The sequence below is a fragment of the Stappia sp. ICDLI1TA098 genome (genome assembly GCF_054880955.1).
Map to the genome: position 1 here is coordinate 234,323 of NZ_JBTZBT010000004.1, position 24,371 is coordinate 258,693.

Below are 24,371 nucleotides of genomic sequence, written 5' to 3' on the forward strand. Positions count from 1 at the left end.
CCATGACACGCGAAGAGATCGAAGCTGCAATCGCGGACCTTGAGGCCGCGAAGCGCTCCCGGCTGCTTGGTCGCGGGCGGGTGTCCGCCTCCTCGGAGGGCCAGAGCGTGACCTATCAACTCGGCTCGCTCGAGGAGATCAATCAGGAGCTGGCGCGCCTGCGCCTGCAGCTCTCGCGATTGACGGGCCAGCCGTCGGGCCTTGGTCCGATCTATCCGCGTTTCGGGGGGTAACATGGTCACCGTCAAACCCCGTATTCGTGTGAAGGCCGGCGATGCCACCGGCGCGAGCGCCACGGCATCGCATCCCTATGCGAGCGCCGGCCCGTCGCAGGCGCTTTCGGGCTGGCACCCGGCGCTCACCTCTGCCGATGCGTCCTGGCTGGATGCTCGCGACACGTCGGTCGCGCGCATACGTGATCTGGAGCGGAACGAGGGGTGGGTTTCGTCCGGCATCGACAAGCAGGTCGACATGCTGGTCGGAGGCACGTTCCGCCTCAATGCCAAGCCCGATGCGCTCGCGCTCGGGATCAGCGAGGAGGCGGCTCAAGAGCTCGGTCGGCAGATCCAGTCGAAGTGGCGCGGCTATGCGGAAGACCCGACCTTCCGGTGCGATGCGGAGCGCATGTTGCCGTTCGCCGGCATCATGGGGCTGATCGCGCGCGAGTTCGTCACGACGGGTGAGGCCCTGTGCGTGATGAGGTGGAAGGAGCGGCCGGGCTGGGCATATGCGACCGCGATGCAGGTCATTGACGCCGACCGGCTCTCCAATCCCCACAACCGGCTCGATGACGATCGCCTTGCCGGGGGCGTGGAGCGCGACGAGGACGGCGAGCCGATCGCCTATCATGTGCGGCGCGCGCATCCGGGGGACGTCTTCACGCGCGGCAAGTCGGCGACGTGGGAGCGTATCCCGCGCTGGGATGACCTCGGCTTCGCGCAGCGCCCCAAGGTGCTGCATGTCTTCGACAAGAAGCGGCCGGGCCAGACGCGCGGTGTGTCGCGTCTGGTCCCGACGCTGGTGAAGTCGAAGATGCTGTCGCGCTATTCGGAATCGGAGGTGAAGACGGCCGCGATCAACGCCACGATCGTGGGCGCGATCTACACCCAGCTTGGCGCCGACTATGCGGCCGAACGCCTGGGCGAGTCCGTTGCGGGCGGCGGGGCGGGTGACTGGCGCTCCTTCAACGAACAGCGGGCGAATTTCTACGAGCAGTCCGCCGGCGCCATGGACGGGAACAGGTTCATCACACTGTTTCCCAGCGATCGGCTCGACCTCAACACCCAGCCGCGACAGACGGCCGGCTACCCGGCGTTCCAGGCCGCCTTCCTGCAGGCCTTCGCGGCGGCGCTCGGGATCACCTACGAGCAGCTCTCGATGGACTGGTCGAAGGTCAATTATTCGTCCGCCCGTGCGGCGCTCAACGAGGTCTGGCGCGGGGTGGCCCGCCTGCGGGCGCTCCTCACCTGGTCGGCCGCGAACCTGATCTACTACGCGTGGCTCGAGGAGGCGCTGGATCTTGGCGAGATCGAGGTGCCGGAGGGCGCGGCGGATTTCTATGCCGCACCTGCGGCATGGCTGCGGTCGGAGTGGATCGGTCCGGCACGCGGCTACATCGATCCGGTGAAGGAGGCCCAGGCTGCGGTCCTGCGGATGAATGCGCAGATCTCGACGCTCGAGCGCGAAAGCGCGGAGCAGGGCGGCGACTACGAAACCAACCTCGCCCAGCTCAAGCGAGAACAGGACGACCGGCAACGGCTCGGTCTGGGAGCGCCGGGCACTGACATGAGCGTGACGGCGCCGACGGACGAACCGGCGCGCCAGGGCGACCAGCAAGGAGAGCAGGCGGCATGATCACGCTTGGAACCCAGAGGCACGTCGCTCTCGCCGATGGTGTCGAGGCCGGCTTTGTCGAGTGCCTGCACCGGCTGGCGGCTGGTCCCGCTCCCGTCAAGGGAGCGGTGTGGATCGATGAGGAAGGCGGCGGGCGGCTTTATGAGGCTGTTGGGCCGCTCGCGGTTATCGGAGTGCGCGGCTATCTCGTCGACTATCTGCCGTTTCACGGGGCGGAATGGGTGACGGGCTACAACTGCCTGCGGCTCGCGGTCGAGACGGCGCGCCGTGATCCGGAGATCCGTGCCATTGCGCTTGCGGTCAACAGTCCGGGCGGACTGGTGTCCGGGTGCTTCGAGCTGGTGGAGTGGCTGCGCGGTGTGGCGGACGAAATCCCGCTGTTTGCGGTTGTCGAAAGCCTGTGCGCGAGCGCCGCCTTTGCCCTGGCCAGCTCCTGCAAGGCCGGGATCTCGGCACCGGTGACCTCGGCTGTCGGCTCGATCGGTGTCTATCGCCTGCACATGGATATCTCGAAGTACCTCGAGAAGGCCGGCATCGCCATGACGGCGGTGAAGTCCGGCGCCTGGAAAACCGCCGGCTCGCCCTACGGCCCGCTTGGGCAAGAGGTCGAAGCGGATTGGCAGGAGACGGTCGATGCCTATCGCGACCTCTTTGCCGAACACGTTGCCGCCGGGCGCGGCATGACGCGTGATGATGTGCTTGCCACCGAGGCGCGTCTCTATGACGGCCCGGTCGGCATCCGCAAGGCCCTCGATCTTGGATTGATCGACGGCATTCTTCCGCCGGACGCGGCGTTCGCGCGGATCCTGGAGCAGGCCGCAGCGGCCTGAACGCTTCAAATCAACATGAAAGGACTGGCGACATGAGCAAGCAGCGACGCTTGGCCCATCTCTTTGGCTCGTCGAAAGGCCCGCATTCGCGCGCGAGCGATGCGGAGGAGGTCGAGGAGGAGGAGACCGAAGGCGCGGCAGGCGACGGCGAGGACGAGGAGGACACCGGCGCGCCAGCGGCCGGGGAAGAGGACAGTGGCGACGGTGGTGGCGACGGTGATGAGGAAGAGGGGGAGGACGAGGAGAGCTCGGCGACCGCTCTGGCCGCGATCAGCGTCATGTCCTCGGCGGAAGCCAAGGGGCGCGAGAAGCTGGCCACCAGCCTTGCCAGGGATGTGGCGCGTGGCTCGATCACCCAGAAACGGGCGATTGCCCTGCTGAAGTCCGCGCCGCGCACTGGCGGGCTGGCGAAGGCGATGGAGGGGCGCGACCGCAACCCCGGCCAGGAGGCAAGCGGCTCTTCCGCCAGCGGTCCCAGGCTTGCCACCCATGACCAGTCGCTGGTTGCTGCGGCTGAGCAGCGCGCCAAGCAGCGGGCCGCGCGGCGTCGCTGAAACGGCTGCGGGAGAGCGGTCTCCCGCGCCTTCTTTCCTATCCCAATCCCTGAAAAATGGAGGCCATCATGGCCAAGGTGGACTACCAGCCCGGCGGCCTGATCGCCGGCGACCTTCCGCAGCTCAAGCGCACGGTGACGATCACGGGCGGCGCCTACGTTCGCGGCACTGTGCTCGGGCGCATCACTGCGGGCGACAAATACACGCTGTCGCTTTCCGCCTCGGCCGACGGGTCGGAAGCTCCCGGGCCGGTTCTGGCCGAAGACGTCGACGCCAGCGGCGGCGACGTGGACGGACCCGCTCTGTTCTCCGGCGAGTTCGCCGCCGACCGTCTCACCTTCGGGGCGGGCCATGACGCGGACAGCGTCGAGGCGGCCTGGCGTGTTGCCGGCCTGCCTCTTGCGGTGCGCACCCGCGCCTGACCCTTCACCGCGCCGGCCGGCGCGGCCGTTCACAATCACACACAAGGAAACACGATCATGGATCGTCTCTATTCCACGACCGCGCTGATCAAGGTGCTCGACACGCTCGATCGGCCGACAGCCTGGCTGAAGGACCGGTTCTTCGGCACCGAGATCCAGTTCACCACGCCGGAGATCGCCTTCGACAAGCTGAAGATGCGTCGCAAGCTGGCGCCCTTTGTCAGTCCTCGGGTGCCCGGCAAGGCGCGGGCGGCGCGTGGCCGTCAGGTCACCACCTTCGAGCCGGCGTATGTGAAGCCGAAGGACGAGATCACGCCTGACGAGAACTTCGTGCGGCTCGAGGGCGAGCGCTTCGCCGGGGAGCTGGAGCCGGAAGAGCGGTTCCAGCGCAACACGATCCAGAAGATCGACGACCAGGACAAGGAGATTACCCGGCGCGAGGAGTGGATGTGCTCGCAGATCATCCAGACCGGCAAGGTGATCGTCTCCGGCGAGGACTATCCGGAGCAGGAGGTGGACTTCGGGCGCGACCCGGGCCTGACCAAGCAGCTTCTCGCCGCCGCGCGCTGGGGCGAGGCGGGCGTCAAGCCGCTTGCCACGCTTCGCGCCTGGGCGACCGAGGTTGCGGTGGCGTCGGGAGCCTCGGCAACGCAGGTGATCCTGGGCGCGGAAGCTGCGGAGATCTTCCAGGGCGACGCGGATGTGCGTGAGGTGCTCGACAATCGTCGTCAGGCGACGGGAACCATGGAGTTGGGGCCGGTGGCGACGGGCGCGCAGGACATGGTGGCCGCCTATCTCGGGTCCATCGGCATGTTCGACCTCTGGCAGTACACCCAGAAATACGAGGACGATGAGGGCAACACGCTCGACTTCTTCCCGTCCTTCGGCTGCGGGCTGCTCGCGCCGCAGGCGCACGACGGGATGATGACCTACGGCGCGATCCGCGACAATCGGGCGCTGCGTGCGATGTCCCGCTTCCCGAAGATGTGGGATCAGGAGGATCCGTCGATCACCTTCCTGATGACGCAGGCGGCGCCGCTGCCGGTGCCGTCGGACGCCAATGGGTCCGCCTTCATCATGGTGCGCTGAGCGCTCCGTTTCCGGTTGTCTGCCGGGGCGCGCGCGTCGCGTCCCGGCCCATGAAAGGTTCTGTCATGTCGAAGGGCAAGAAAGTCACTTTGCGCCTGCCGGTCACCGTGGTGATGGGGGCGGACACCTACGCGCCGGGAGTTCCTGTCCCGATGGACGCGGAAACGGCGGAAGAGATGCGCTTGCGGTACCGCGAACTGCCGCCCGAGCAGGCGGTGGCAACGGTCACGCCCCCGCGCAAGCCGAAGGGGGACGGGCTGATCAAGGCGATCTGCGCCGCGATCGAGGGGCTCGACCCGGAGGAGGATTTTACCCTCACCGGCCTGCCGTCCATGTCCGCGCTGGAACGGGCTCTTGGCTATGACATTACGGCTGACGAGCGCGCTGCCGCGCTTGATGCCGGCACGTCGGCCAGCGGTCAGCTCGGGGTGTGACATGAGCCGCGAACTGGCGCTCGAGGTCGCCGAGGCGATCATGGCGGAGTTTGGCACCGCCGGCACCTATACGCCTCCGGGGGAGGCGGCCGTCGCTGTCCGCTTCCGCCTGGTCGAGGACGGCGAGGACGCAATAGCGTTTTCCGAGCACGGGCCTCTCGGCCGAAAGCCGATGATCCGTGTTCTGGCCTCGGACCTTACGCCGGTATCCGGCGGGGAGTTCGCCGCCGACGGGCAATCCTGGCATGTCGTCGGCCGGCCTCGCCTTGCCGACCGCTACCGGCTGGTCTGGTCGTGCAAGGTGGATGTCGGATGGCGGATGTGAAGCTTGCGCTGGTGGGCAACCTGCAAAAGACGCTTGAGGCGGAGCGGGCGGCGGTGGCGCGGGGTATTCGCGGCGGCATGGAGGCGCTGACGGATCTGGGCAAGACGCGGCTGCGCCAGCAGATGACCCAGACCGGACTTGGCGAGCGGCTGGCGAAGACCTGGCGGAACCGGGTCTATCCGCCGGGGCGGGTGGTGACCTTCGAGCCGGCGGGGGTGATCTGGAGCAATGCGCCGCACATCGTGCGGGCATTCAGCGATGGCGGGACCATCCGGCCAAAAGCCCGGTCGGCGAGCGCGCGACTGGCCATCCCGACGGACCTTGCCCCGCTGTCCCGTCGGCGTGGCGCGCGCCGCAAACGGATGTCCCTTGACGAGTTCGTCGAGGAGTTCGGGGACGTCCTGAGGCCCATTCCGGCTCCCGGATCTGGCGGGCGGGTGCTGTATCTCGTTGCAGACAAGGGGTTCCGGCGAGGTCGCGGCAAGCGCGGCGGCTCGCGGCAGGTCACCGGCAAGGGCCGGATCAAGGATGAGCCGCTGCTGATGTATATCGCCGTCAAGAGCGTGCGGCTGCGCCCGCGCCTTGATGTCGACAGCGTCGAGCGGGCGCTGGCGCGGCTTGCGCCGGAGGTCATCACGAGCCGGATCGTGGGAGGGCTGTCGGATGGTCAGTGACGGGGTGCTGGAGGCGATGCACGCGGCGCTTGCCGGAGTGTCGGGGGCGGCAGTGTCGGGGGCAGCCGATGTGCCGGAGCTGCGGCGCAACGAGACGCTGGACAGCGCGCTGGAGGAGGTGACCGGCGGCGCGAGCGCCTGGTCGAACTTCGTCGACGGCGATCTTGAGCGCATCGGCGAGACGCTTGGCGGTGACTACGCCTATGAGCTGCGCCAGTCGGCGCTGGTCGAGATCGTGGTGCGGGCGCCGGAGGATGCCGGCCGCCGGGCGGCCCTTGCCGCGATTGTCGATGCGTATCAGGACGCGATCGAGGCGGATCCGACGCTGGCCGGGTCCGTGTCGGTGTGGGAGATCACCGACCTTCAGCGGGACAATCTTGCCGAGACGGGGGTGCCCAACATCAAGGGCGCGACGCTGACGCTCTCGGCCGAGTTCATTGCCGAGCGCCCGATCTGATCTGACTGCCAGATCTGGGCCAATCAACCAGGGACATTGCCATGACTTCACGTCGACGTTCCGCGCGGGCGGGCGAGGGCGCGCCTGTGCCTTCCCGCCTGTTTGTCGTTTTGCTCGAGGACCGGGACGAGCTCGGGTCGCGCGGGCAGGTGATCGGCCTTGCGCTTGAGCGGGCGGCCGATCTGGAAACCTCCGGGGCCGCGCGGCGCGCGACGCCCCGGGACCTTGCCATTGCCGGGATCGTGCCCGGCCACTGAGGGAAATCAGGAGATCCTCATGCCCACTGCAGCCAGCCCGCGCGGCAAGACCGCGAACCTTCTTTTTGGCGATCAGGCGAGCTTCGACACGCTTGCCGGTGGCGACTACACGCGCACGCCGTTCTATTCGGAAAGCCTGGCGGAGGCGGCGCCCTTCGAGGTCGATCCGCTGCTTGGTCGGCCGCGCCAGAACAACCGCGACCAGAGCGCGCCGGCGCCGGGGCTTGCCTCGCTGTCGGGCGACGTGGGGGTGCCGCTCGACGTCAATCACATCCCCTATTGGCTGACGATGCTGCTGGGGGCGGCGGAAACGAGCGGGGCGGGGCCCTACACCCATGTCTTTGCCTCCGGCAAGGAGGTGCTTCCTTACCGAACGCTGGAGTTCGAGAAGCGGGCAGGCGCTGCCTTCTTCCAGTCGCTGGGGTGTCTGGCGTCCTCGCTCTCCTTCGACTGGACGCGGGCGGCGGGCTTCCGCCAGGCGACGGTGTCGATTGTCGGGCGCAACCAGGAGAAGACGGCGGCAAGTGTGGGCGGCGCGCCGGCGGCGACCCTCGCCCGTGCGCCTCTGTCGGCGGCGCAAGGGTTGCTGCGCATCAACGGCGTGCAGGCAGCGCATGTGCTTGGCGGCTCCTTCACCTATGCCAACAACCCGGAAGAGGACCAGTCGCTCAACGGCACGCCCTATGCGTCGGGCTATCTGCTCGACCAGGACGCGACCGCCAGCGGCTCGATGCGGCTGCGCTATGTCGATGAGACCTACTTCGATCTGATGACGGCCGGCGATCCGGTGGCGATGGAGCTGGAGTTCGCAAGTTCGGCCACCTCGAAGGTGGTGTTCACGCTGCCCGCCGTCCGCTTCGAGAAGGGGGCGTTCGCGCCGATCTCGGGACCGGGCGGGTTGCAGGCGGAGCTCAACTGGCGCGCCGAACAGGGGGAGGCGGCGGCCATGCTGAGCGTCAGTGTCACCAACGGTGTGGAGGCCTACGCATGATCCGGCTTGCGAAGATCGACCGCACCATGCGCCCGCGCGAGGTTGCGCCGGGCGTGACGCTCACCATGCGTCCGGCCACCTCGATCGATGTGGAGCAGGCGCAAGGCGAGGCGGCGCGGGTGCTGGCGCCGCTGATCACCGCGCCCGAGGCGCTCGCCGACTTCGGGCTTGAGGACATCGTGCCGGAGACGGGGGATCTGGAAAGCCTGCTGGGGCTCTCGGCCTATCTGACCTCGGCGCTGCTCATGGAGCGGCTGGTCGAGGGGTGGGAGGGCGTTGCGGATGAGGCGGGCGAGGTCCTGCCGCTCGACCGGCGCTCGATCGGGCTGTTCCTGCTGCATCCAGGCATGAAGGAAGCGTTCGAGCGGGAGGCGTATTCGGCGGTGCGGCTGGAGCACGCCGAGGGAAACGTCTTCGCCGCCTCGGCGACTGGATAGGCCGGGGCGGCGCAAGCTACTGCGAGGGCTGCCGGGAGACCTCTCCCGACAAACAGGACTGCGGCGGGCGGTGTCCGTTCAACGCCGAGCGCCCGCATACCGGCGAGGGCGGGGAGGTGCTTCGCGCCGCCTCGGGGGCCGGGTGCTGGCAGCGCGATCCTTACAGCGGACAGATCACGGGACTGTCGGCGGTGGAGCTGCGCCAGCGGCTTGCCGGTGGCGGTGATCCGCATCTTCTCGCCAGCTGTCTTGCCTCGATCGAGGCGGGGGTGCTTGGCGGGCTGGCGGCAAGCGGCGGAGACGAGACATGAGCAAACGCAATCAGGTTGGCATCCGGCTCGTCGCGCTTGACGGCAAGACGGTCGAGCGGGAGCTGAAGAAGTTCGGTGCCGAGGGGCAGGCAGCGCTTGGCCGGATCCAGAAGGCGAGCAAGCCGGCGCGGGCCGGTCTCAAGGCGGTTGATGCGGGTGTTGGCGAGCTGAAAACCCGGATGAGCGGGTTTGCGAGTTCGGCCGGGCCGGCGGGCACGGCGCTGATGGCGCTGGGGCCGGCGGGCACGGCGGCGGCCATTGGCATTGGCGCGCTGGCGCTTGCCTTCACCAAGGCTTTGTCCGTCTCGCGTGATGCGGTGCGGGAGTTCGACGCGCTGTCGAAGCGGGCGCGCACGCTGGGTCTCTCCTCCGATCTCTTCCAGTCGCTGCAACTGGCGGCGGACGAACAGGGGATTGCGCAAGGCTCCCTCAATGTGGCGCTGCAGACCTTCGTGACGCGCTCGGGCGAGGCGGCGACTGCGACCGGCACGCTCTATTCGAAGCTGAAACAGACCAATCCGGCGCTGCTTGAACAGTTCCTGGCAGCAAGCTCGGGTGAGGAGCGGCTTCGCCTGCTGGCAGGCGCGGTCAAGGATCTGGACAGTGCGGAGGAGCGCGCGGCGCTGACGGCGGCGGCCTTCGGCCAGCGCAATGTCGACATGGTGCGCATTCTCGCCGACACGAACGAGAGCTTCGACGATCTGATTGCGCGGGCGAAGAGCCTTGGCGTGGTGGTGGAAGAGCGGGTTCTGAAGAACGCGGAGGAGATGGAAAACCGCTTCGGCATCGCGGCGCGGGTGATCGATCTCAACCTGAAACAGGCGTTTGTCGATCTGGCGCCGGTGCTGATCTCGACGCTGGAGTTCTTCGCGGAGATGGCGAAGGCGGCGCGGGTTTTGTCGGACCTGTTCCGCGATCTCGAGAACTGGAGCTCGGCGACGCTGGAGGGGCGTGTCGAGGCGTTGGCAGCGCGGCGCGCGCAGCTCCTGAAGGACATTGAGGCTGGCGGCATTGCGACGCTCGGCGGGCTTATGGACGGTGTGACGCGGCGCGAGATTGCCGAGATCGACGCCGAGCTTGATCGCATGAGCGCTGTCTTGGAGGCGCGCAAGACGCTTGCGCGGACCACGGCTGACGCGGGCACGGGCGGCGGGCTCCCGGGACCGACGAAGGCGGAGGAGGCGCGCGCGGCGGCGATCCGCAAGTCGATCCTGACGATCGAGGAAAAGCGGGCAACGGCCCTGGCGGAGATCGCGCGTCTCGAGACGGTCGGACTGCTGACGGGCGAGCAGGCGGGCCTTGCCCGGATCAAGGCGGAAAAGGACTTCCAGGCGCTGGCGAAGAAGGCGACGTCTTCGTCGAAGGACAAGGCGAGCGAGGAGATGCTGCGGGAGGTGACGCGGCTGATCGAGGCGGCGCGCACCCCGGCCGAGGACCTGGCCGCGCGGCTTGAGCGCATTGCCGAGCTGGAAGGGGCGGGGACCTTCGACCGGGCCGCACCGGGCAAGGGGGCGGAGATGGCTGAGCAGGCACGCGTCATCGCCATGCGCGACTATCTCTCCGCGGCCGAGGACACGGAAGCAGCGCTGCGGAAGATCGAGGAGATTGCCCAAAACGGGGCCGGGGCGGAGGCGTTTGCCGCGCGGATCACGCTGGCCGAGCGGGCGGGCAAGGGTTTTGCCGAGACCATGGAGCGGGCCGGCGAGGGGATCGCCGACAGTCTGACCGATGCGATCTTCGAGGCGAAGAACCTGGGCGATGCGCTGCAGGGGCTGGCGCGCCAGATCGCGCGGGACTTCGTCAACAACCAGTTCCGCTCGATGCTGGGCGGTGGCGGTGGGATCTTCGGGGCGATCGGCTCGCTGGTCGGCGGGCTGTTTGGCGGTGGGGGCTCAGGGGGCGGTGGTGCGCCGCTCAACCTGATGGCGTCTGTTCGCCACGGCGGCGGCATGGTCGGTGCGGCGGGAGCCACGCGCAGTGTGCCGGCGTCGGTGTTTGCCGGGGCGACGCGCTTCCACGGTGGCGGCGGGTTGGGACCGGGCGAGCGGCCGGTGATCGCGCTCGAGGACGAATACGTCATGACGCGGGCGATGCAGGGCAACCTTGTGGAGACGCTGCGGGCACTGGGGACCATGGGCGCGGCCCGCTCGACGACGAGTGCCGCACCGGTGGTCAACATCCTCACGCCGCCCGGCCACACGGCCGAGACACGCGAAACCCGGGGCCCGGGCGGGGCGCCGCAGCTCGACGTGATCATCAAGCCGCTGGAGCGGGCGCTGGCAAAGAGCGTCCAGGAGGGCGGGCCGCTGCGCGGCGCCATCGGCAAGACCTTTGGCCTCAACCGGGCAAAGGGGATCGCGTGAGGGGGATCACATGAGCCTTCCCGACTGGCCGGCGGGCGTTCCGAGCGCGCCGCAACGCGGCTCGTTCCGGATCTCGCGGCCGTTCAACAAGCCGGTGTCGAGCGAGTTCGAGGCGGGCAACACGCGCGACCGGCCGCGCGGCACGCTGCAATACCGGATGCTCGCCATGGAGCTGCGCATGAGCGCGGCGGAGTTCGCAGCTTTCGACGCCTTCGTCGCCGAGGATCTGGCGAAGGGCACGCGCCGCTTCACCATGCCGGTGTGGGAGGGCAACGCGGCCGCGACCCGCACGGTGAAGCTTGCGGGCGAGGAGAAGTTCACGACGCGCCAGCAGGGGCGATCCCTGATGGTGGCTTTTACGCTGGAGGTGGAGCTTTGACCGACATTCACACGCAGACGATCCGGCGCACACAGGCGATCCGGGAGGCCTATGCCTCGACCACGAGCGACGTGATGCTGGGCACGGTGGAGCTGCGGCACCCGGCGTTCCTGGAGGACGGGGCGCCGATTGCGCTGCGCTTTGTCGCCGACGGGGTCGATCAGGATCTTCTGCTTGAGGAGGACGCGCCGATGGGGGCGGGGGAGGTGGCGCGGTTCATCGCCATGCCCTTCGGCTTCACGCCGCCCTCGAGCGAGGAGGGGCAGGTGCCGTCGGTGTCGTTCTGGATCGACAATGTGTCGTCGCAGATCCACTGCCATCTGCAGGCGGCGGTGCGGGTGCGCGCGCCGATTGTCGTCACCTGGCGCGAGTACATCGCCGGGCTTGCCGGCCCGCAGCAGCGGCTCGACGGGATCGAGCTTGCCAATGTGAAGGTGACTTCGACCCGGGCGACGGCGACGGCGCGTCTGAACGACTGGCCGGACCGGCTGTTCCCGGGCCGGCTCTACACCCGCGACGCGTTCCCGACCCTGTCGTGACGCCGGTCGATCCGGCGCACCTCGCCGCGCTGCAGGCGTTGGTGGGGGCGCCCTATGACGACCGCGACCGGCGGCCGGGCTTCCACTGCTGGGGCCTGTTCCGGGACGTGCAGAAGATCCTCTTCGACGTCGATCTGCCTGAGGTCGACATCGCCGAGATGAGCGTGCGGGCGAGAGCCCGCGCCTTCACCACCACCCCCGAGCGTCGGCGCTGGCAGCGCATTGCCGCACCCCGTCATGGCTGCGCCGTGCTGCTGGGGCGGCGCGACGTTCCGATCCACATCGGCTGTTACCTGGAGCTGGGGCCGCTGCCCTGCGACCGGGGCGTGATCCACGCCGCGCGGCCGGCGGTCAGCTTCGACAGCCTTGTCCAACTGGAGTTTGCAGGATGGCGCATGATTGCCTGTCTGGAGAGAGCCTATCTGGAGAGAGCCTGTCCGTAGCGGGCATGACGCCCGTTCCCACTGCTCTTGTCCCCACGCCTCTCGTGCCTGGCGTCCTGCCCGTGCGGCCGGGCGCGACGGTCGGCGAACTCGTCGAGGCCTTTGGCCCGCCGGCCTCGGTCGCCTTCATCGTCGAGCTCAACGGCGTGCCGGTGCTGCGCGCTGATTGGGGCTGCGTGCCTCTGCCGTCCGACCAGGTGGCGGTGATCGTGCTGCCGCGCGGCGGTGACGATGGCAAGTCGGTGCTGGGGCTGGTGGCCATGATCGCCCTGGCGGCCTTCGCGCCCTGGGCGGGCGGGGCGCTTGCCGGGGCGCTCGGGTTTGGCGGGAATGCGCTGGTGGCCGGCGCCATCGGCAGCGCCATCCTTGCCGGTGGCGGCATCCTGATCAACACGCTGCTGGCGCCAAAGCCGGCGGCAACGGCGGCGGAACAGCTGCAGGCCTCGCCGACCTACACGGCCTCGGCCGCCGGCAACCAGGCGCGGCTCTTCGCCCCGATCCCGGTGCACTACGGCGAGCATGTGATGGTGCCGGACTATGTGTCGGACCCGTATCAGGAGTTTGCCGGCAACGACCAGTATCTGCACCTGCTGTTCGGGCGGGGGCTGGGGCGCGCGGACGTCTCCCAGGTGCGCATCGGCGAGACCGTCGTGTGGACCGACGTTGGCGGCTACACGGGCGCGATCGAGGATCTGGAAATCGCCTTCTATGACCCCGGCGAACAGGTCGAATTGTTCCCCGTGCAGGTGGAGACCTCGGGCGAGGTGGGATCGCAGGTGCTGGCGGATGCCGCGTGGGTCGGGCCGTTTGCAGCCGTTCCCGCCGGAGAGACGGCGCATCGGCTGGCGGTCGACGTGGTGTTGCCGGAGGGCTGCTACCGGCTCAATGACGACGGCTCGCAGGCGGGGGCGAGCGTGCATCTGCGCTTTGAATATCGCGCCATCGACGGGCTGGGCGCGCCGGTGGGCGATGGCAGCTGGGGGGAGCTTGCCGAGGAGACGATCACGCTGACGACGGCCACACCGCAGCGCTTCACCCATGCGCTTGATGTGGCGCCGGGGCGCTATGAGGTGCGGGCGCAGCGCCTCAATGCGTGGTCGGCGGATGACCGGATTTTTGACCGGGCCGAATGGGCGGGCCTGCGCGCCTATCTCGACGGGCCGCAGTCCTTTGCCGATCTCTCGACCATGGCGGTGCGGGTGCGCGCGAACGAGCAGCTGACCTCGCAGTCCTCGCGGTCCTTCTCGATTGTGCAGACGCGCATTCTGCCGGTGTGGACGGGGGAGGGCTGGGAAGAGCAGCCGACGCGCTCGATCGCCTGGGCTGCGGTCGATATCGCCCGCAACGCGGTCTATGGCGCAGGGCTTGCCGAGGCGCGGCTCGATCTGGCGACGTTTGCCGCCTATGACGCGCTCTGGTCGGCAAGGGGGGATCACTTCGACGGTGTCTTTGACACGCGCACCACGCGCTTTGAGGCGATCAACACGGTGCTGGGGGCCGGGCGGGCGAGCGTCCAGTTTATCGGCGACAAGGTGAGCCTTGTGCGCGACGAGCCGCGCGGTCTTGCCTCGCAGGTGTTCACCGACCGCAATATCCTGCGCGGTTCGCTGGAGGTCGACTACGCGCTGCAGCGTTCGGACGCGGCGGATGACGTGATTGTCGAATACATGGACCGCACCAGCTGGAAGACGGCGGAGGTGCGCTGCACGATCGCGCAATCGACCTCGCAAGCGCCGGCGCGGGTGCGGCTGATCGGGCCGACGAGCCGGGAGCAGGCGTGGCGGGAGGGGATCTTCCTGGCCGCCGACAACTTCTTCCGTCGTGTGAAACTCACCTTCCGCACGGAGCTCGAAGGCCGGCTCCTGAAGCGCGGCGACCTGGTGCTTGTCCAGTCGGAAATGCCCCAGACCTGGGGCGAGGCGGGCACGGTGCTTGCCCATGCCGGTGAGACGCTCACCCTCTCACACGAGCCATCGAGCGACCCTGAGAACACCTATCTGCGGCTGCGGCGCAAGGATGGGGGCGAGTGGGGGCCGGTCAGGATCACATGGGAGCCGGGCAGCGGGACGGCGGGCGGCACGGTCGTCACGCTGGATGCGGCGGACCGCGCGGCGGCGGAGCTCGCGCACGGGGCGATCGACGAACACCTCGTGGACACTGGCGACGAGGCCCCGACGTGGCTTGCGGGCGAGGGGGTCGACCAGGTGTTCCGCGGGATTGTCGTCGCCATGGTGCCGGACGGGACGGGGGCGCAGATCGAGCTCGTCATCGACGATCCTTCGGTGCATGTGGCCGATCAGGGATTGAGCGTGCCCGACGCGCCGCCGGCTGGCCATCTGCCGCCGTCGCTGGGTGCCCCGGTGATCGAGGCGATGAGCGTCCACCGGGAAATCAGCGTGACGGAATCGCTGCTGACGGTCTCCGCCCGCCATCCTTCCGGCGCCGTCTCCTTCCGGGGGCAGGTCTCTTATGACGGGGAGACCTGGACACCGGTCTATGAGGGCAGCGTGCCGGCCTTCTCGGCAAGCGTGCGGCGCGAGGCGCTGTACGTGCGCCTGCAGGCGGTCGGAGAACTGCCCGGCCCCTGGCGCGTCGAGCTGGTGGCCGCCGCCCCGGAAGAGGTGCGCATTCCGCCCTCGGCCGAGCTGAACGCGACCGGTCTCTATGACGCGACGCGGGAGCGGGTGAAGAGCGCCGGCGACACGATCGGCGATCTCAGGACGTCGCTCTATGAGCTGATGCACCGGGTTGCGCTGATCGAGGAGGCGGAGGGGCGGCGTGTCGACCGGCTGGCGCGCGAGACGGGGGCGACGCGGGCGACCTTCACGAATGTCGTCGAGCTGGTGGCGAGCGAGGAGGGGGCGCGGGCGCGGGCGGTCGAGGAGCTGTCGACCACGGTCGGCACGGCAACGGCGGCGGTGACGACGCTTGCGGAGTCCGTCGACGGCATGAGGGCGCAGTGGGGGGTGTCGGTTGACGTTGGCGGCGGGCCGGCGGGCGGCATCGTGCTCACCGGATTGGAGAGGCTGGACGGCGGGACGACGTCGACCCTGTCGATTGACGTCGACGAGTTCCAGCTGGGCAAGCGCGGCGCGGACGGCTCCTTCAAGAAGCCGTTCATCATCGTCGACGGCGTTCTCTACATCGACACGGCCGTCATCCCCAATCTGACCGCCGACAAGATCGTCAGCGGCACGATCACGTCTGATGACGGCAAGTGCTGGATCAAGCTGAGCGCCCCGTCGGAGTTTGTCTTCGAGACCTGATCCCGAACACCTTCTGATCCCGAACGCCTGAGGAGGTGTCATGAGCATCATCACGCGCGGCATGCCGGACGGGCATGTGGCGATCTACAAGGGCCCGCGCGATCCCGGCATCGAGGCCGATCCGCTGGCCGATCTCAGCCGTGTGCTGTTCCACTCGCGGCTCAAATATGACGTCGTCCAGGAGGTGGTGAGCTTCAGGCTCGCGCTGTCGGCCGGCCCCTACAGCGCGGACGGCAAGATCGTTCACAACGTCCATGCCCACGGGCTTGACTACACGCCGATGATCTTCGGCACGATCAAGAACTATCGCGGTGTTCCCTACAACGACCAGATTGGCCAGAACCTGCCTGGAACGCCGCCGCTGACCACGGGCGAGGTGCCGTTCTCCGGCACGGTGATGCTGCCATCGACCGACCATGTGATCGCGGGCTCCTATGCCTTCAAGCTGCTGACGCTCGGCTGCAACGCCACCCATGTCACGGTGACGGACGTCAGCGTCTACGGCGTCAGCACCGATCCGAACTATCCAGGCAGCTACTACAACACCTTCGCCTATGACCTTGAGTGCGAGGTCTGGATCACCAAAACCCCGTTGCCGGTGTAGCCATGGCCATTCTGCTCAAAATCTCGTCGAGGGAACTGATCTTTGCCGGTGGCGCCTTTACCGACAAGGACAGCCACCTGCGGCTCAACGCCGGCGCCAACCGTGGCGTGATCGCGGTCTCGGGGGCGATGACGCCGCATGTTGCCGGCAATCTGGGATCGCACCACCACCTCTATCTCGATTACGGGATCAACGGGCTTGGCTGGGCTGATGTTCGCACCACGCATGTGGACCTGGCCGGGCTGGTGGTGGGTGTGTGATGGCGGTCTACTTCAAGAACGGACGGCTGGTCACATGGAACGGTGAGCGCAAGACCTTCGACAGCGACGAGCAGCTGTTGTTCTCGATCGAGCGCTACGCCGGCTCGCTGGTGCTGACCTCGGTCACCAACCCCAGCCTCGACAGCTCGCGCACCCTGCGCAGCTATCAGCTGTCTGCGGGCAACGTGGCGCCGGGGGCGACGCTGCCGAGCGGCATGGTGCGCTGTTCGGCCGGGCAGTGGCAGCGTGACTGGTTCACCTTCGCCGGGACCTTCGTCGTCTATCACAAGTGGATGCCGGTTCCTGCCGACGGATACCGGCTTGGGCCGGTGATCCGGCAGAGCGTCGATATCCGCATCGAGGACGGCAAGCTGATGCTGTTTGAGGATCTCAGCATTCGCGGGCGCGCCGGTCAGGGCGGCTTCTTTGGCGGCGGTCTGATCAGCCCGGCGGTCACGCTCGACTATGCCCTCACCGTCGGCGGCTTCAACTGATCCCCTGTCCGCGCCGCTGCCCCTGTCCTTACCGCCGTTTTCCACGCCGCCCCCCGGGCGGTTTTTTTATGCCCCCTACCAGGAGGCCAACATGGCAACCGAAGCTGAAATCCTGTCCAAACTGAACACTCTGCTCAGCGCCTATCGGGAGATGCTGAGCGCGGGCAATGCCTCGAAGATGCTGACGCTGGACCGTGCCAGCGGCGCGGACGCAGCACTCACAAGGCTGCACCAGGGCGGCGCCGAGATGTGGCGGATCGGCATGGCGCCGGGCGAGAATGACTTCGTCATCCAGAAAAGCCCCGATGGCACCGAGCTCAACTATGCCGACGTGCTGCGCATCGATGCAGCAACCGGCGAAGTCACCCTGGCCGGGCTGGCGCTGGATAGCGCGACGTTTGCCGATGCCCGCTTCGAGGGGCAGACGCTGTTTGCGGGCGGGAGTGCCGAGGTGCCGGCGATGGCCCCGGCTGGCGATGACAACACGGGGCTGTTCTTCCCGGGGGCGGATCAGATCGCGGCGGTGACGGGCGGTGTCACGCGGGTTCTCATCGACAATGCCGGTCGTGTCGGGATTGGAACCGAAGCCGTCGCCGCCGATCTCCATATCAAGTCGGCATACCCGAGCATCCGCCTGCAAGACGACGCGGACTACTCTCAGATCGACGCCAACTCGGGCGTGTTGCGGCTGAGTGCGGACGCCGGGAATGCCACGGTGGCGTCCGCGATCCTCATGCTGATCGATGGCTCGGAAAAGGCGCGCATCACGACGGCCGGCCGGTTTGCTATCGGCACGACAAACCCTCTTTACGATCTCGACGTCACCGGCAGCGCTCGCGCTTCCTCGTCACTGCTCGTCGGGACATCGGTCGGAACCGCTTATGGCAACGACAACCTGATCAAGCCGGCGTCTCCGTCCGCGTTCCTGAATATCAAGGGTGGCTCCGGGATTGCGAAGGTGGTGGTCGGGAATTCGTCGACGACACTTGTCGCGGGAGGTGGCGCTGACGCGATCACGATGCGGATTGGAGCGACATCCTCCACCGACGGTGGGCTCGAATTGGCCAAGTTCGATGCTTCCGGCTTTTCTCTTCGCGATACCCAGGGCGACGACGATGTCCGGATGACGCTCTATCCGAACGGGTCGACGTATTCGCAGCTGGGCGCCTCGTCGACGATCTCCTTTATCGATTCCGGGGGCGCGCGGCCGTTCGTGGTCTACACGAACGGTTCGGAGCGGTCTCGCATGACCGAAAATGGGGCGCTGCTGATCGGCACCTCGGTCTCCGGCGCGTCCAAGCTCGTCGTCAACGACGACAGCCTCCAGATCAACACCCCGAAAACCCCGGCTTCCGCCAGCGACACCGGCACGGCCGGCCAGATCGCCTGGGATGACGATCACATCTACGTCTGCACCGCGACCGACACATGGAAGCGTGCGGCGCTTTCAACCTGGTGAGGAGACCACTCATGACCATCACATACTCCTGGACATTCCCCGCTTTTGAGACCGCGCCGGAGGCCGAGGGCCTGGCCGACGTGGTGCGCGTCATCCATTGGCGGCTGCGCGGCGAGACGGCGGGCTTTGCCGCCGAGGTCTATGGCGCGGAAGCGCTGGAAGGCCCGGATGCCGAGAACTTCACCGCCTTCGGCGCGCTGACGCAGGCGCAGGTCGTCGACTGGATCACGGCACGGCTCGACGTTGCCGAGCTCGAGGCGCTGATCGCGGCGAAGATCGCCGGGCAGCAGGCGCCCGCGACCATCGCCCGGCCCGCCCCCTGGGTCTGACGACCGACACCTGCCGCCACACCACCACCAACGCATGCCGCCCTCGAGGCGGTTTTTTTATGCCCGCACGAGCGGGCGTTCGGGAAAGGACAGACCATGCGCACCATCCACACAATTGTCATCCACTGCAGCGCCACGCCGGAGGGGCGGGCGGTCTCCGTCGACACCATCCGCAAGTGGCACCTGGACCGCGGCTGGCGCGACATTGGCTATCACTTCGTGATCGACCTGGAGGGCAACGTCCACAAGGGTCGCCCGATCGGCCTGGTTGGCGCCCATGTGGCAGGTCACAACACCGGGGCCATCGGTGTCTGCTACGTCGGCGGCGTCACCAATGACGGGCGCCTGGATCCGAAGGACACCCGGACGCCGGCGCAGCGTGAAGCGCTGGCGTCGCTCGTCGCCGAGCTTGCCGAGACCTATCCCGGCATTCGCAGCGTCCGGGGGCACCGCGACTTCCCTGGCGTGGCCAAGGCCTGCCCGTGCTTCGACGCGGGGCCGGAGTATCAGCCTGTCGTCGACATGGTGCGCAAGGGCGGCAAGCCCGTGCCCGCTCGCACACCCGCCACGGCCGATGCGATCAAGCCGGCGTTCCCGCAGGAGCGCGACATGGGCGGCAAGAAGCTCACCAGCACCACGAACCTGTCCGCCTGCGCCGGCTTTGCGACGACGGCCGCCACCGCGCTCGCCGGGCTCGAGACCTGGCTTGCCGCGCTGATCATCGTCGTTGCCGCCGGCTTTGCCGCCTGGATCATCCGCGAGCGGCTGCGCCAGGCGCGGGAGCTGGGCGTGTGACCTGGCTGATGACACTCGGCGCCCGGCTCAAGGGCTGGGCGCTCTTCGTCGGCGCCATCGCGGTTGCGGTGGCGTCGGCCTATCTCGCCGGCCGGCGCTCCGAGCGCGCCGATGCCCGCGCCCGCGAGGCGCGGGGACGGCTTGAGGCGATGCGCTCGCGAAAGGAGACGGACAATGAGGTGGATGCGCTTGGGGCTGCTGATCTTGATAGCAGGTACCGCGAGTGGCTGCGCGACGGCGACAGGTGACTTTTGCGACGTCGCATCGCCGATCCGGCCCTCGGTCGACGACCGGATGACGTCGGGCACCCGATCCCAGATCCTGAAGCTCAACAGCTATGGGGCCCGGGCCTGCGGATGGCGGCCGTGATGCGGGTTCTGGATTGGGTCTGGGCCCATGCCACGCCCAAGCTGGCGATCGTCGCAATCTTCGCGGGGATCGGGGCGGCGTTGCCGAAGGACCTCACCTTGCGCCAGCGGCTGATGACCTTCTTCGTCGGCTTTGTCGCGGCTCTGGTCTTCGGCGAGCCGGTGCGCGAGACGCTCGGCGCCAGCAGCAGCTGGGGCTACGGCATGGCTGGCATCATCGCCATGACCGGCCGCAACATTGCCGTCTACATCATCCGGGCCAGCAAGGACCCGGCCAAGGCGGTTCGAGAAATTCTCGAGATCTGGAAGGGGCGACGCACCTAGGTGCGTCGTTCCCGCTGACGCGAGGAGACCGGAGCAAGCTCCGGTCAGCCGGGACGAATCGACCAAGACCAACCCGGCCCAACGCAACATGACTTAACGTTGTCCCCGCGATCGAGCACAAGGCTCGATCTCTGCCATCGCGGCGGGGCGAATAAGTCAGAGAAATCAATATGGAGTCAAATCTTTTCGGCGAAATGCAGATCAAGCCTGTATCGCCGGTCGCGCCATGGATCGGCGGGAAGCGCAATCTCGCGCGGCGTATCGTTCGCCTGATCGATAGCATCGATCACAGCATTTACGCTGAAGCGTTTGTCGGGATGGGAGGCGTTTTCTTGCGTCGATCCGTTGTCCCAAAATGTGAGGTTGTGAATGACTATTCGGGCGACGTGGCGAACCTGTTTCGGATTCTCCAGCGCCACTATCCGCAGTTCATGGACTGCCTGAAATTCCAGATTACGAGCCGTCGCGAATTCGACCGTCTGGCAAAGTGCGATCCGTCGACCTTGACCGACCTCGAGCGTGCGGCGCGCTTCTTGTATCTGCAACGCACGGCGTTCGGCGGCAAGGTGAGGGGGAGGAACTTTGGGGTCTCGCTGGACTCCGGGAGCCGGTTTGATCTCTCAACGCTGAGTTCGACCCTCGAGGCGGTTCATGAGCGGCTTTCCGGGGCCGTACTAGAGAACTTGCCATTCGAGGAATTTATCCCGAGGTACGATCGGAGCGATGCTCTGCTCTATTGCGATCCGCCCTATTGGGGCTGTGAGGACGACTACGGGAAAAACATGTTCTCGCGATCGGACTTCGCACGGCTTCGCGATTGCCTGGCGGCCTATAGAGGGCGCTGGATAGTCTCGATCAACGACGTGCCAGAGATCCGTGAGGTGTTTTCCGGCTTCGAGATTACGCCGGTCAAAGTGTCCTATTCGATCGCGGCTGGAGCGGTGACCGAGGCAGCGGAGCTGCTTGTGTCGAATTTTGCGCATCCATTGCTAAGCGGGAATGGCACCACGCCCGGATAGGCGCCCGGCGCAGGCGCGTTCTGCCGCCCGATGCTGGCGTGGCTTGGTGTCGCCTGAATGGTGCTCCTGGTGCTGGCGCTGGTGGCGCTGGTGGCGCTGGTGGTGCGCCGGTGATTGGTGCGGCTCTCACCCTCATCAAGGGATTGTTCGGCGGGCTGGCCTCCAGCTCCGCCGGGCGGATCGTGATCGTGGTGGTGGCGGCTGCGACGATCGGGGCCGGGGCGCTGTGGCTGCACGGCGAGCGGCAATACCAGCGCGGTGCCGACCATGGCGGGGCAGCGGCGCGCGAAAAGGCATGGCGAGAGACGGAGGCGGCAATCAATGATCTGGCATCACAGGCTGACAGGGCGCGTCTTCTGCGCCGCGCTTGCCTTGAGCATGGGCGCGTGTGGAACAACGCAGACAACTAGTGCAACGCGCGATGACCTGCGCCGCTCGGCGCGGGCGATCATCGGTACATCGCTCGTTGGCGCGCGGGGGCTGACGGCGGGCGACCAGGAAGCAATCGACGACACCATCGCTGGCCTATGCGGCGCGCGCGTGTATACCCGGAGCGAGTGCGCCTGGCACGACGCGGCGAGGGAGGCGAGACGGTGAGCGATGCGGAGATCGAGGCGCTCCGCAGGGCAGTGACCGAACTGACAATGACCGTCGGGCGGCTGGCTGGCGGATTCGAGACCATGGTGACGGAGTTCCGCAACGAGCGGGAGTCTTCGGCGAAGAGCAGAAAGGGGGTCTACAAAGCGTTAGAGGAGATGAGGCGGTAGCAACTGCAGGCGGCCGGAGATATCCGGTCGCTGGCCGAACGCATGGAGCGGATGGAGCCGGCTGTCGAGGACTACAACCGGCGCCAGGTGCAGCTCGAGACCGGGGGGTGGCTGGCCCGGACCGTGTGGTGGTTGGGCGGTGGCATCATGCTGACCGTTGTCACCATGGTCAGCAACTGGGATCGAATCCTAGGCACGATTAAGGGCTGGGGAATACGATAGTGAGCTTTCGCACTACGATAGCCACCGACGCAAACACAAAGGCCCCAACCTTGTATGGATGGGGCCTTTTGCGACTAAAATCCGATTTCATCTCCGAATCGCATGTCGCGTCTCCTTATTATTTCGAGCATAGCGATACCATCATAACTCTCGAAACTCAATCAAGTTCCAAGCGGAAGTCATAGACATAATGGCCTGGAACCATGTCCAAAAGGTGAACGATGCTAACGGTTTCTCCTATTCCAACTGGGATCCGGGACTCGAGGCTATCATCCTTGTACAGGGCTACGGACAATTTTTGAGACGGCAGGTGGTTGGTTACAGAGAGTTGTAGCTCTCGGGTGTATCTCGACCCTACGTGCCGATTGGGTTCGTCACAGGCTCGGACCCAAACCACAAATCGGTGCTCTATGTGACACGGTTCATTCGGAAGAACTCGTATCTCAAAATCGCGTTCTACTGAATGATCAAAATCCTCTGCTGTGCCGATTTCTTCGCCACTAACTTTCAGGTAGGTTAACGTGCAGGAATGCTTGCCATCAGGTGCTGCGTTGCCATTCTCATATCTAAGTTTCGTAGTAAACAGCACGGGCATGTCGTTGAGATAGCTTCTTAAGTAGTTATTTGTTGTTTGGTTTACACGAAACATACGCGTTTCTTCGTCATACTCGGTTACGACAAAATCTTTTACGCATTTTTCGCAGTATGGCTGGAGAAGCTTTTGTAATTCTGGGATGATATAGTCGATATGTGGTCCGGATTGGCCCCGAAGGAGATTTCGTGCCCTTGCCTCAAAAACAGCTCTTTCCGGGCGTGCAAACTGAGCGATGGTCACGACGAGTGTAATCACTAATGTCAATAAAAGTCCGCTTATCCAAGAAGCAAAAGCCGCGCCCCAGAAGGTTGATGCATTTGATGCGCTTGGTAATATAAAGTATATAAGTATAGTTATTGCGACTGCGCCGGAAATTGATCCGATAACCCATTGGACACGCCAGTCTCTCCAGTCTATCTCATTTGAGATTCGTTGAAGTAGTCCAATTTTATGTTTCATGTTTGATTCTCTGATTTTAAATAAAAATACGCAAGATTAATTTATGATTATAAATTATCTTGCGATAATTCGAATTTCGTCATTTTGATGACCGTGTGGCCGGAGTTGGTTTCCTACTGTTTGGTGCACTTTTTCTCGATCATGACCTTTCGGAGGGTCTCCTGTTCACCTTTTACTCGGGCGACCTGATCAGACACGTTGGCGCCGGATAAAGAGCTCACAGGCAGGCCCAGTAGGATAACGCCTACAGTGTCGTTGGTGCGGGCGTTGCGCTGTTGCTCGGAGACCTGGGAAAGGGCCTGTTCGATGCGAGCGGACTCCTGTGAGAGCTGCTTGCAGTCGAGTTGGCTGTACTGGAGCGGTGAGACGTAAGCCGGTGCAATCGATTCTGGTGACTTCGCGCAACCGCCAATCGAAACCAAGAGACAAGCGCACGCCATTCCGATGCGAAAATTCATTAAACTCCCCCCAGAGTTTTAAAGCCGTCAGCTGCCATTTTTAACTGTGGCGTGCCTCAAGGCAAGCGCGAGATCGCCGCTGCCACGCTCAGTGATTTCAATGCCGAGTCTGAGAAATTCCATCTCGCGAAAGGTGACTTGAGCTGCATCCCGCAGTGCCGGGCGTCCCGTCAAGATTGGTAGGGCGGAGAGGAGCAGACCGTTGAAGTCTGGCTATCTCCAATGCCGCTTCCAGCTTCGCAATCTGTAGCCTCAAGCGGTCTGCCTGCTTCGTTGTGCTGACGAGCTTCAGCCGTCGCCGCAGGCTGATGATACTGGCCTCGATGAAATCGCACTGCATGTCAGCATTCCCCCCGTGGTTGTGTTGTATCAGGTTGTAAATACCATGGGGTGGCGTAGGCGGGGATAAGGGGGGGGCATGATTGACGAGGCGAGCGAGAACGTGGGGCGACTGGCGTATGTCGTGGATGCCTTGCAACTCGCGAGGCAGGCGACAAACGAACGTGACGCGTTGCTATGTTTCCTGATTGAGATGGCGTTTCAGGAAGCTTCTCTTCTCCTCGAGGCGAGGAAGGCGGATGGATAGCGATATG

General features: G+C 66.0%; 33 protein-coding genes. 31 read left to right on the forward strand and 2 right to left on the reverse strand.

Features of this window, described 5'->3' with window-relative positions; translation table 11 throughout:
* The first annotated feature begins 2 nt into the window (after positions 1-2).
* The 30 genes from ACSLUQ_RS18705 to ACSLUQ_RS18850 all read left to right on the forward strand — a co-directional run bounded on the left by ACSLUQ_RS18705 (position 3) and on the right by ACSLUQ_RS18850 (position 22,044).
* The gene (locus ACSLUQ_RS18705) at positions 3-233 is read left to right on the forward strand and encodes a hypothetical protein (RefSeq protein ID WP_461809377.1); all 231 of its coding nucleotides are present in this window, start codon (positions 3-5) and stop codon (positions 231-233) included.
* A 1-nt stretch (position 234) separates the two neighbouring features.
* Entirely contained in the window at positions 235-1,854 is a 1,620-nt protein-coding gene (locus ACSLUQ_RS18710) for a phage portal protein (RefSeq protein WP_461809378.1), read from the forward strand.
* Positions 1,851-2,684, forward strand: a complete 834-nt coding sequence (locus ACSLUQ_RS18715) for a S49 family peptidase (RefSeq protein WP_461809379.1) — start codon at positions 1,851-1,853, stop codon at positions 2,682-2,684. Before ACSLUQ_RS18710 ends, ACSLUQ_RS18715 begins: the two co-directional genes overlap by 4 nt.
* A gap of 32 nt (positions 2,685-2,716) precedes the next feature.
* On the forward strand, positions 2,717-3,238 hold the full coding sequence (locus ACSLUQ_RS18720; RefSeq protein ID WP_461809380.1) for a hypothetical protein: 522 nt from the start codon (positions 2,717-2,719) through the stop codon (positions 3,236-3,238).
* Positions 3,239-3,306: 68 nt separating this feature from the next.
* The gene (locus tag ACSLUQ_RS18725) at positions 3,307-3,660 is read left to right on the forward strand and encodes a head decoration protein (protein WP_461809381.1); all 354 of its coding nucleotides are present in this window, start codon (positions 3,307-3,309) and stop codon (positions 3,658-3,660) included.
* Positions 3,661-3,717: 57 nt separating this feature from the next.
* The gene (locus tag ACSLUQ_RS18730) at positions 3,718-4,749 is read left to right on the forward strand and encodes a major capsid protein (RefSeq protein ID WP_461809382.1); all 1,032 of its coding nucleotides are present in this window, start codon (positions 3,718-3,720) and stop codon (positions 4,747-4,749) included.
* A gap of 65 nt (positions 4,750-4,814) precedes the next feature.
* The gene (locus ACSLUQ_RS18735) at positions 4,815-5,183 is read left to right on the forward strand and encodes a hypothetical protein (RefSeq protein WP_461809383.1); all 369 of its coding nucleotides are present in this window, start codon (positions 4,815-4,817) and stop codon (positions 5,181-5,183) included.
* Between the two features lies 1 nt (position 5,184).
* A complete protein-coding gene (locus ACSLUQ_RS18740) occupies positions 5,185-5,508 on the forward strand; it encodes a head-tail joining protein (protein WP_461809384.1) in 324 nt (107 codons plus the stop codon).
* On the forward strand, positions 5,496-6,182 hold the full coding sequence (locus ACSLUQ_RS18745) for a DUF6441 family protein (protein WP_461809385.1): 687 nt from the start codon (positions 5,496-5,498) through the stop codon (positions 6,180-6,182). Before ACSLUQ_RS18740 ends, ACSLUQ_RS18745 begins: the two co-directional genes overlap by 13 nt.
* Complete coding sequence (locus ACSLUQ_RS18750) at positions 6,172-6,639, forward strand: hypothetical protein (RefSeq protein ID WP_461809386.1); 468 nt, start codon at positions 6,172-6,174, stop codon at positions 6,637-6,639. Before ACSLUQ_RS18745 ends, ACSLUQ_RS18750 begins: the two co-directional genes overlap by 11 nt.
* 41 nt (positions 6,640-6,680) lie before the next feature.
* Positions 6,681-6,896 (forward strand): hypothetical protein, encoded by a 216-nt coding sequence (locus tag ACSLUQ_RS18755; protein ID WP_461809387.1) that lies wholly within the window; start codon positions 6,681-6,683, stop codon positions 6,894-6,896.
* Between the two features lie 19 nt (positions 6,897-6,915).
* Positions 6,916-7,887, forward strand: a complete 972-nt coding sequence (locus tag ACSLUQ_RS18760) for a phage tail tube protein (protein WP_461809388.1) — start codon at positions 6,916-6,918, stop codon at positions 7,885-7,887.
* Entirely contained in the window at positions 7,884-8,324 is a 441-nt protein-coding gene (locus ACSLUQ_RS18765; protein ID WP_461809389.1) for a hypothetical protein, read from the forward strand. The genes ACSLUQ_RS18760 and ACSLUQ_RS18765 overlap by 4 nt, the downstream gene beginning before the upstream one ends.
* Positions 8,325-8,440: 116 nt before the next feature.
* A complete protein-coding gene (locus tag ACSLUQ_RS18770) occupies positions 8,441-8,635 on the forward strand; it encodes a hypothetical protein (RefSeq protein WP_461809390.1) in 195 nt (64 codons plus the stop codon).
* Complete coding sequence (locus ACSLUQ_RS18775) at positions 8,632-10,998, forward strand: hypothetical protein (protein ID WP_461809391.1); 2,367 nt, start codon at positions 8,632-8,634, stop codon at positions 10,996-10,998. Before ACSLUQ_RS18770 ends, ACSLUQ_RS18775 begins: the two co-directional genes overlap by 4 nt.
* 10 nt (positions 10,999-11,008) lie before the next feature.
* Positions 11,009-11,377 (forward strand): hypothetical protein, encoded by a 369-nt coding sequence (locus ACSLUQ_RS18780; protein ID WP_461809392.1) that lies wholly within the window; start codon positions 11,009-11,011, stop codon positions 11,375-11,377.
* Complete coding sequence (locus ACSLUQ_RS18785; RefSeq protein ID WP_461809393.1) at positions 11,374-11,916, forward strand: DUF1833 family protein; 543 nt, start codon at positions 11,374-11,376, stop codon at positions 11,914-11,916. The genes ACSLUQ_RS18780 and ACSLUQ_RS18785 overlap by 4 nt, the downstream gene beginning before the upstream one ends.
* The gene (locus tag ACSLUQ_RS18790; RefSeq protein ID WP_461809394.1) at positions 11,913-12,359 is read left to right on the forward strand and encodes a hypothetical protein; all 447 of its coding nucleotides are present in this window, start codon (positions 11,913-11,915) and stop codon (positions 12,357-12,359) included. Before ACSLUQ_RS18785 ends, ACSLUQ_RS18790 begins: the two co-directional genes overlap by 4 nt.
* A 5-nt stretch (positions 12,360-12,364) precedes the next feature.
* Entirely contained in the window at positions 12,365-15,625 is a 3,261-nt protein-coding gene (locus ACSLUQ_RS18795) for a host specificity factor TipJ family phage tail protein (RefSeq protein WP_461809395.1), read from the forward strand.
* A 40-nt stretch (positions 15,626-15,665) separates the two neighbouring features.
* Positions 15,666-16,229 (forward strand): hypothetical protein, encoded by a 564-nt coding sequence (locus ACSLUQ_RS18800; protein WP_461809396.1) that lies wholly within the window; start codon positions 15,666-15,668, stop codon positions 16,227-16,229.
* A gap of 2 nt (positions 16,230-16,231) precedes the next feature.
* Entirely contained in the window at positions 16,232-16,489 is a 258-nt protein-coding gene (locus ACSLUQ_RS18805) for a hypothetical protein (RefSeq protein ID WP_461809397.1), read from the forward strand.
* Positions 16,489-16,983, forward strand: coding sequence for a hypothetical protein (locus ACSLUQ_RS18810; RefSeq protein ID WP_461809398.1), 495 nt, complete (start codon positions 16,489-16,491; stop codon positions 16,981-16,983). The genes ACSLUQ_RS18805 and ACSLUQ_RS18810 overlap by 1 nt, the downstream gene beginning before the upstream one ends.
* Before the next feature lie 91 nt (positions 16,984-17,074).
* The gene (locus tag ACSLUQ_RS18815; RefSeq protein ID WP_461809399.1) at positions 17,075-18,442 is read left to right on the forward strand and encodes a hypothetical protein; all 1,368 of its coding nucleotides are present in this window, start codon (positions 17,075-17,077) and stop codon (positions 18,440-18,442) included.
* An 11-nt stretch (positions 18,443-18,453) separates the two neighbouring features.
* A complete protein-coding gene (locus ACSLUQ_RS18820; RefSeq protein WP_461809400.1) occupies positions 18,454-18,771 on the forward strand; it encodes a DUF7936 family protein in 318 nt (105 codons plus the stop codon).
* A 96-nt stretch (positions 18,772-18,867) separates the two neighbouring features.
* Positions 18,868-19,566 carry an N-acetylmuramoyl-L-alanine amidase gene (locus ACSLUQ_RS18825; protein ID WP_461809401.1) on the forward strand — a complete coding sequence of 233 codons (699 nt, stop codon included), beginning with the start codon at positions 18,868-18,870 and terminating at the stop codon, positions 19,564-19,566.
* Positions 19,563-19,814, forward strand: a complete 252-nt coding sequence (locus ACSLUQ_RS18830) for a hypothetical protein (protein WP_461809402.1) — start codon at positions 19,563-19,565, stop codon at positions 19,812-19,814. Before ACSLUQ_RS18825 ends, ACSLUQ_RS18830 begins: the two co-directional genes overlap by 4 nt.
* Positions 19,815-19,934: 120 nt before the next feature.
* Positions 19,935-20,258: a hypothetical protein gene (locus ACSLUQ_RS18835; RefSeq protein WP_461809403.1), complete on the forward strand. Its 324-nt coding sequence runs from the start codon at positions 19,935-19,937 to the stop codon at positions 20,256-20,258.
* 170 nt (positions 20,259-20,428) lie between these two features.
* Positions 20,429-21,277, forward strand: a complete 849-nt coding sequence (locus tag ACSLUQ_RS18840; RefSeq protein WP_461809404.1) for a DNA adenine methylase — start codon at positions 20,429-20,431, stop codon at positions 21,275-21,277.
* A 38-nt stretch (positions 21,278-21,315) separates the two neighbouring features.
* Positions 21,316-21,687, forward strand: a complete 372-nt coding sequence (locus tag ACSLUQ_RS18845) for a hypothetical protein (protein ID WP_461809405.1) — start codon at positions 21,316-21,318, stop codon at positions 21,685-21,687.
* 183 nt (positions 21,688-21,870) lie between these two features.
* Positions 21,871-22,044 (forward strand): hypothetical protein, encoded by a 174-nt coding sequence (locus ACSLUQ_RS18850; RefSeq protein ID WP_461809406.1) that lies wholly within the window; start codon positions 21,871-21,873, stop codon positions 22,042-22,044.
* A 379-nt stretch (positions 22,045-22,423) separates the two neighbouring features.
* Here ACSLUQ_RS18850 and ACSLUQ_RS18855 read toward each other — a convergent pair whose 3' ends face one another.
* Positions 22,424-23,320, reverse strand: a complete 897-nt coding sequence (locus ACSLUQ_RS18855; RefSeq protein WP_461809407.1) for a hypothetical protein — start codon at positions 23,318-23,320, stop codon at positions 22,424-22,426.
* A 113-nt stretch (positions 23,321-23,433) separates the two neighbouring features.
* Complete coding sequence (locus ACSLUQ_RS18860; RefSeq protein ID WP_461809408.1) at positions 23,434-23,778, reverse strand: hypothetical protein; 345 nt, start codon at positions 23,776-23,778, stop codon at positions 23,434-23,436.
* A 418-nt stretch (positions 23,779-24,196) separates the two neighbouring features.
* Here ACSLUQ_RS18860 and ACSLUQ_RS18865 point away from each other — a divergent pair, with 418 nt between their 5' ends.
* Entirely contained in the window at positions 24,197-24,364 is a 168-nt protein-coding gene (locus tag ACSLUQ_RS18865; RefSeq protein ID WP_461809409.1) for a hypothetical protein, read from the forward strand.
* Positions 24,365-24,371 lie beyond the last annotated feature (7 nt).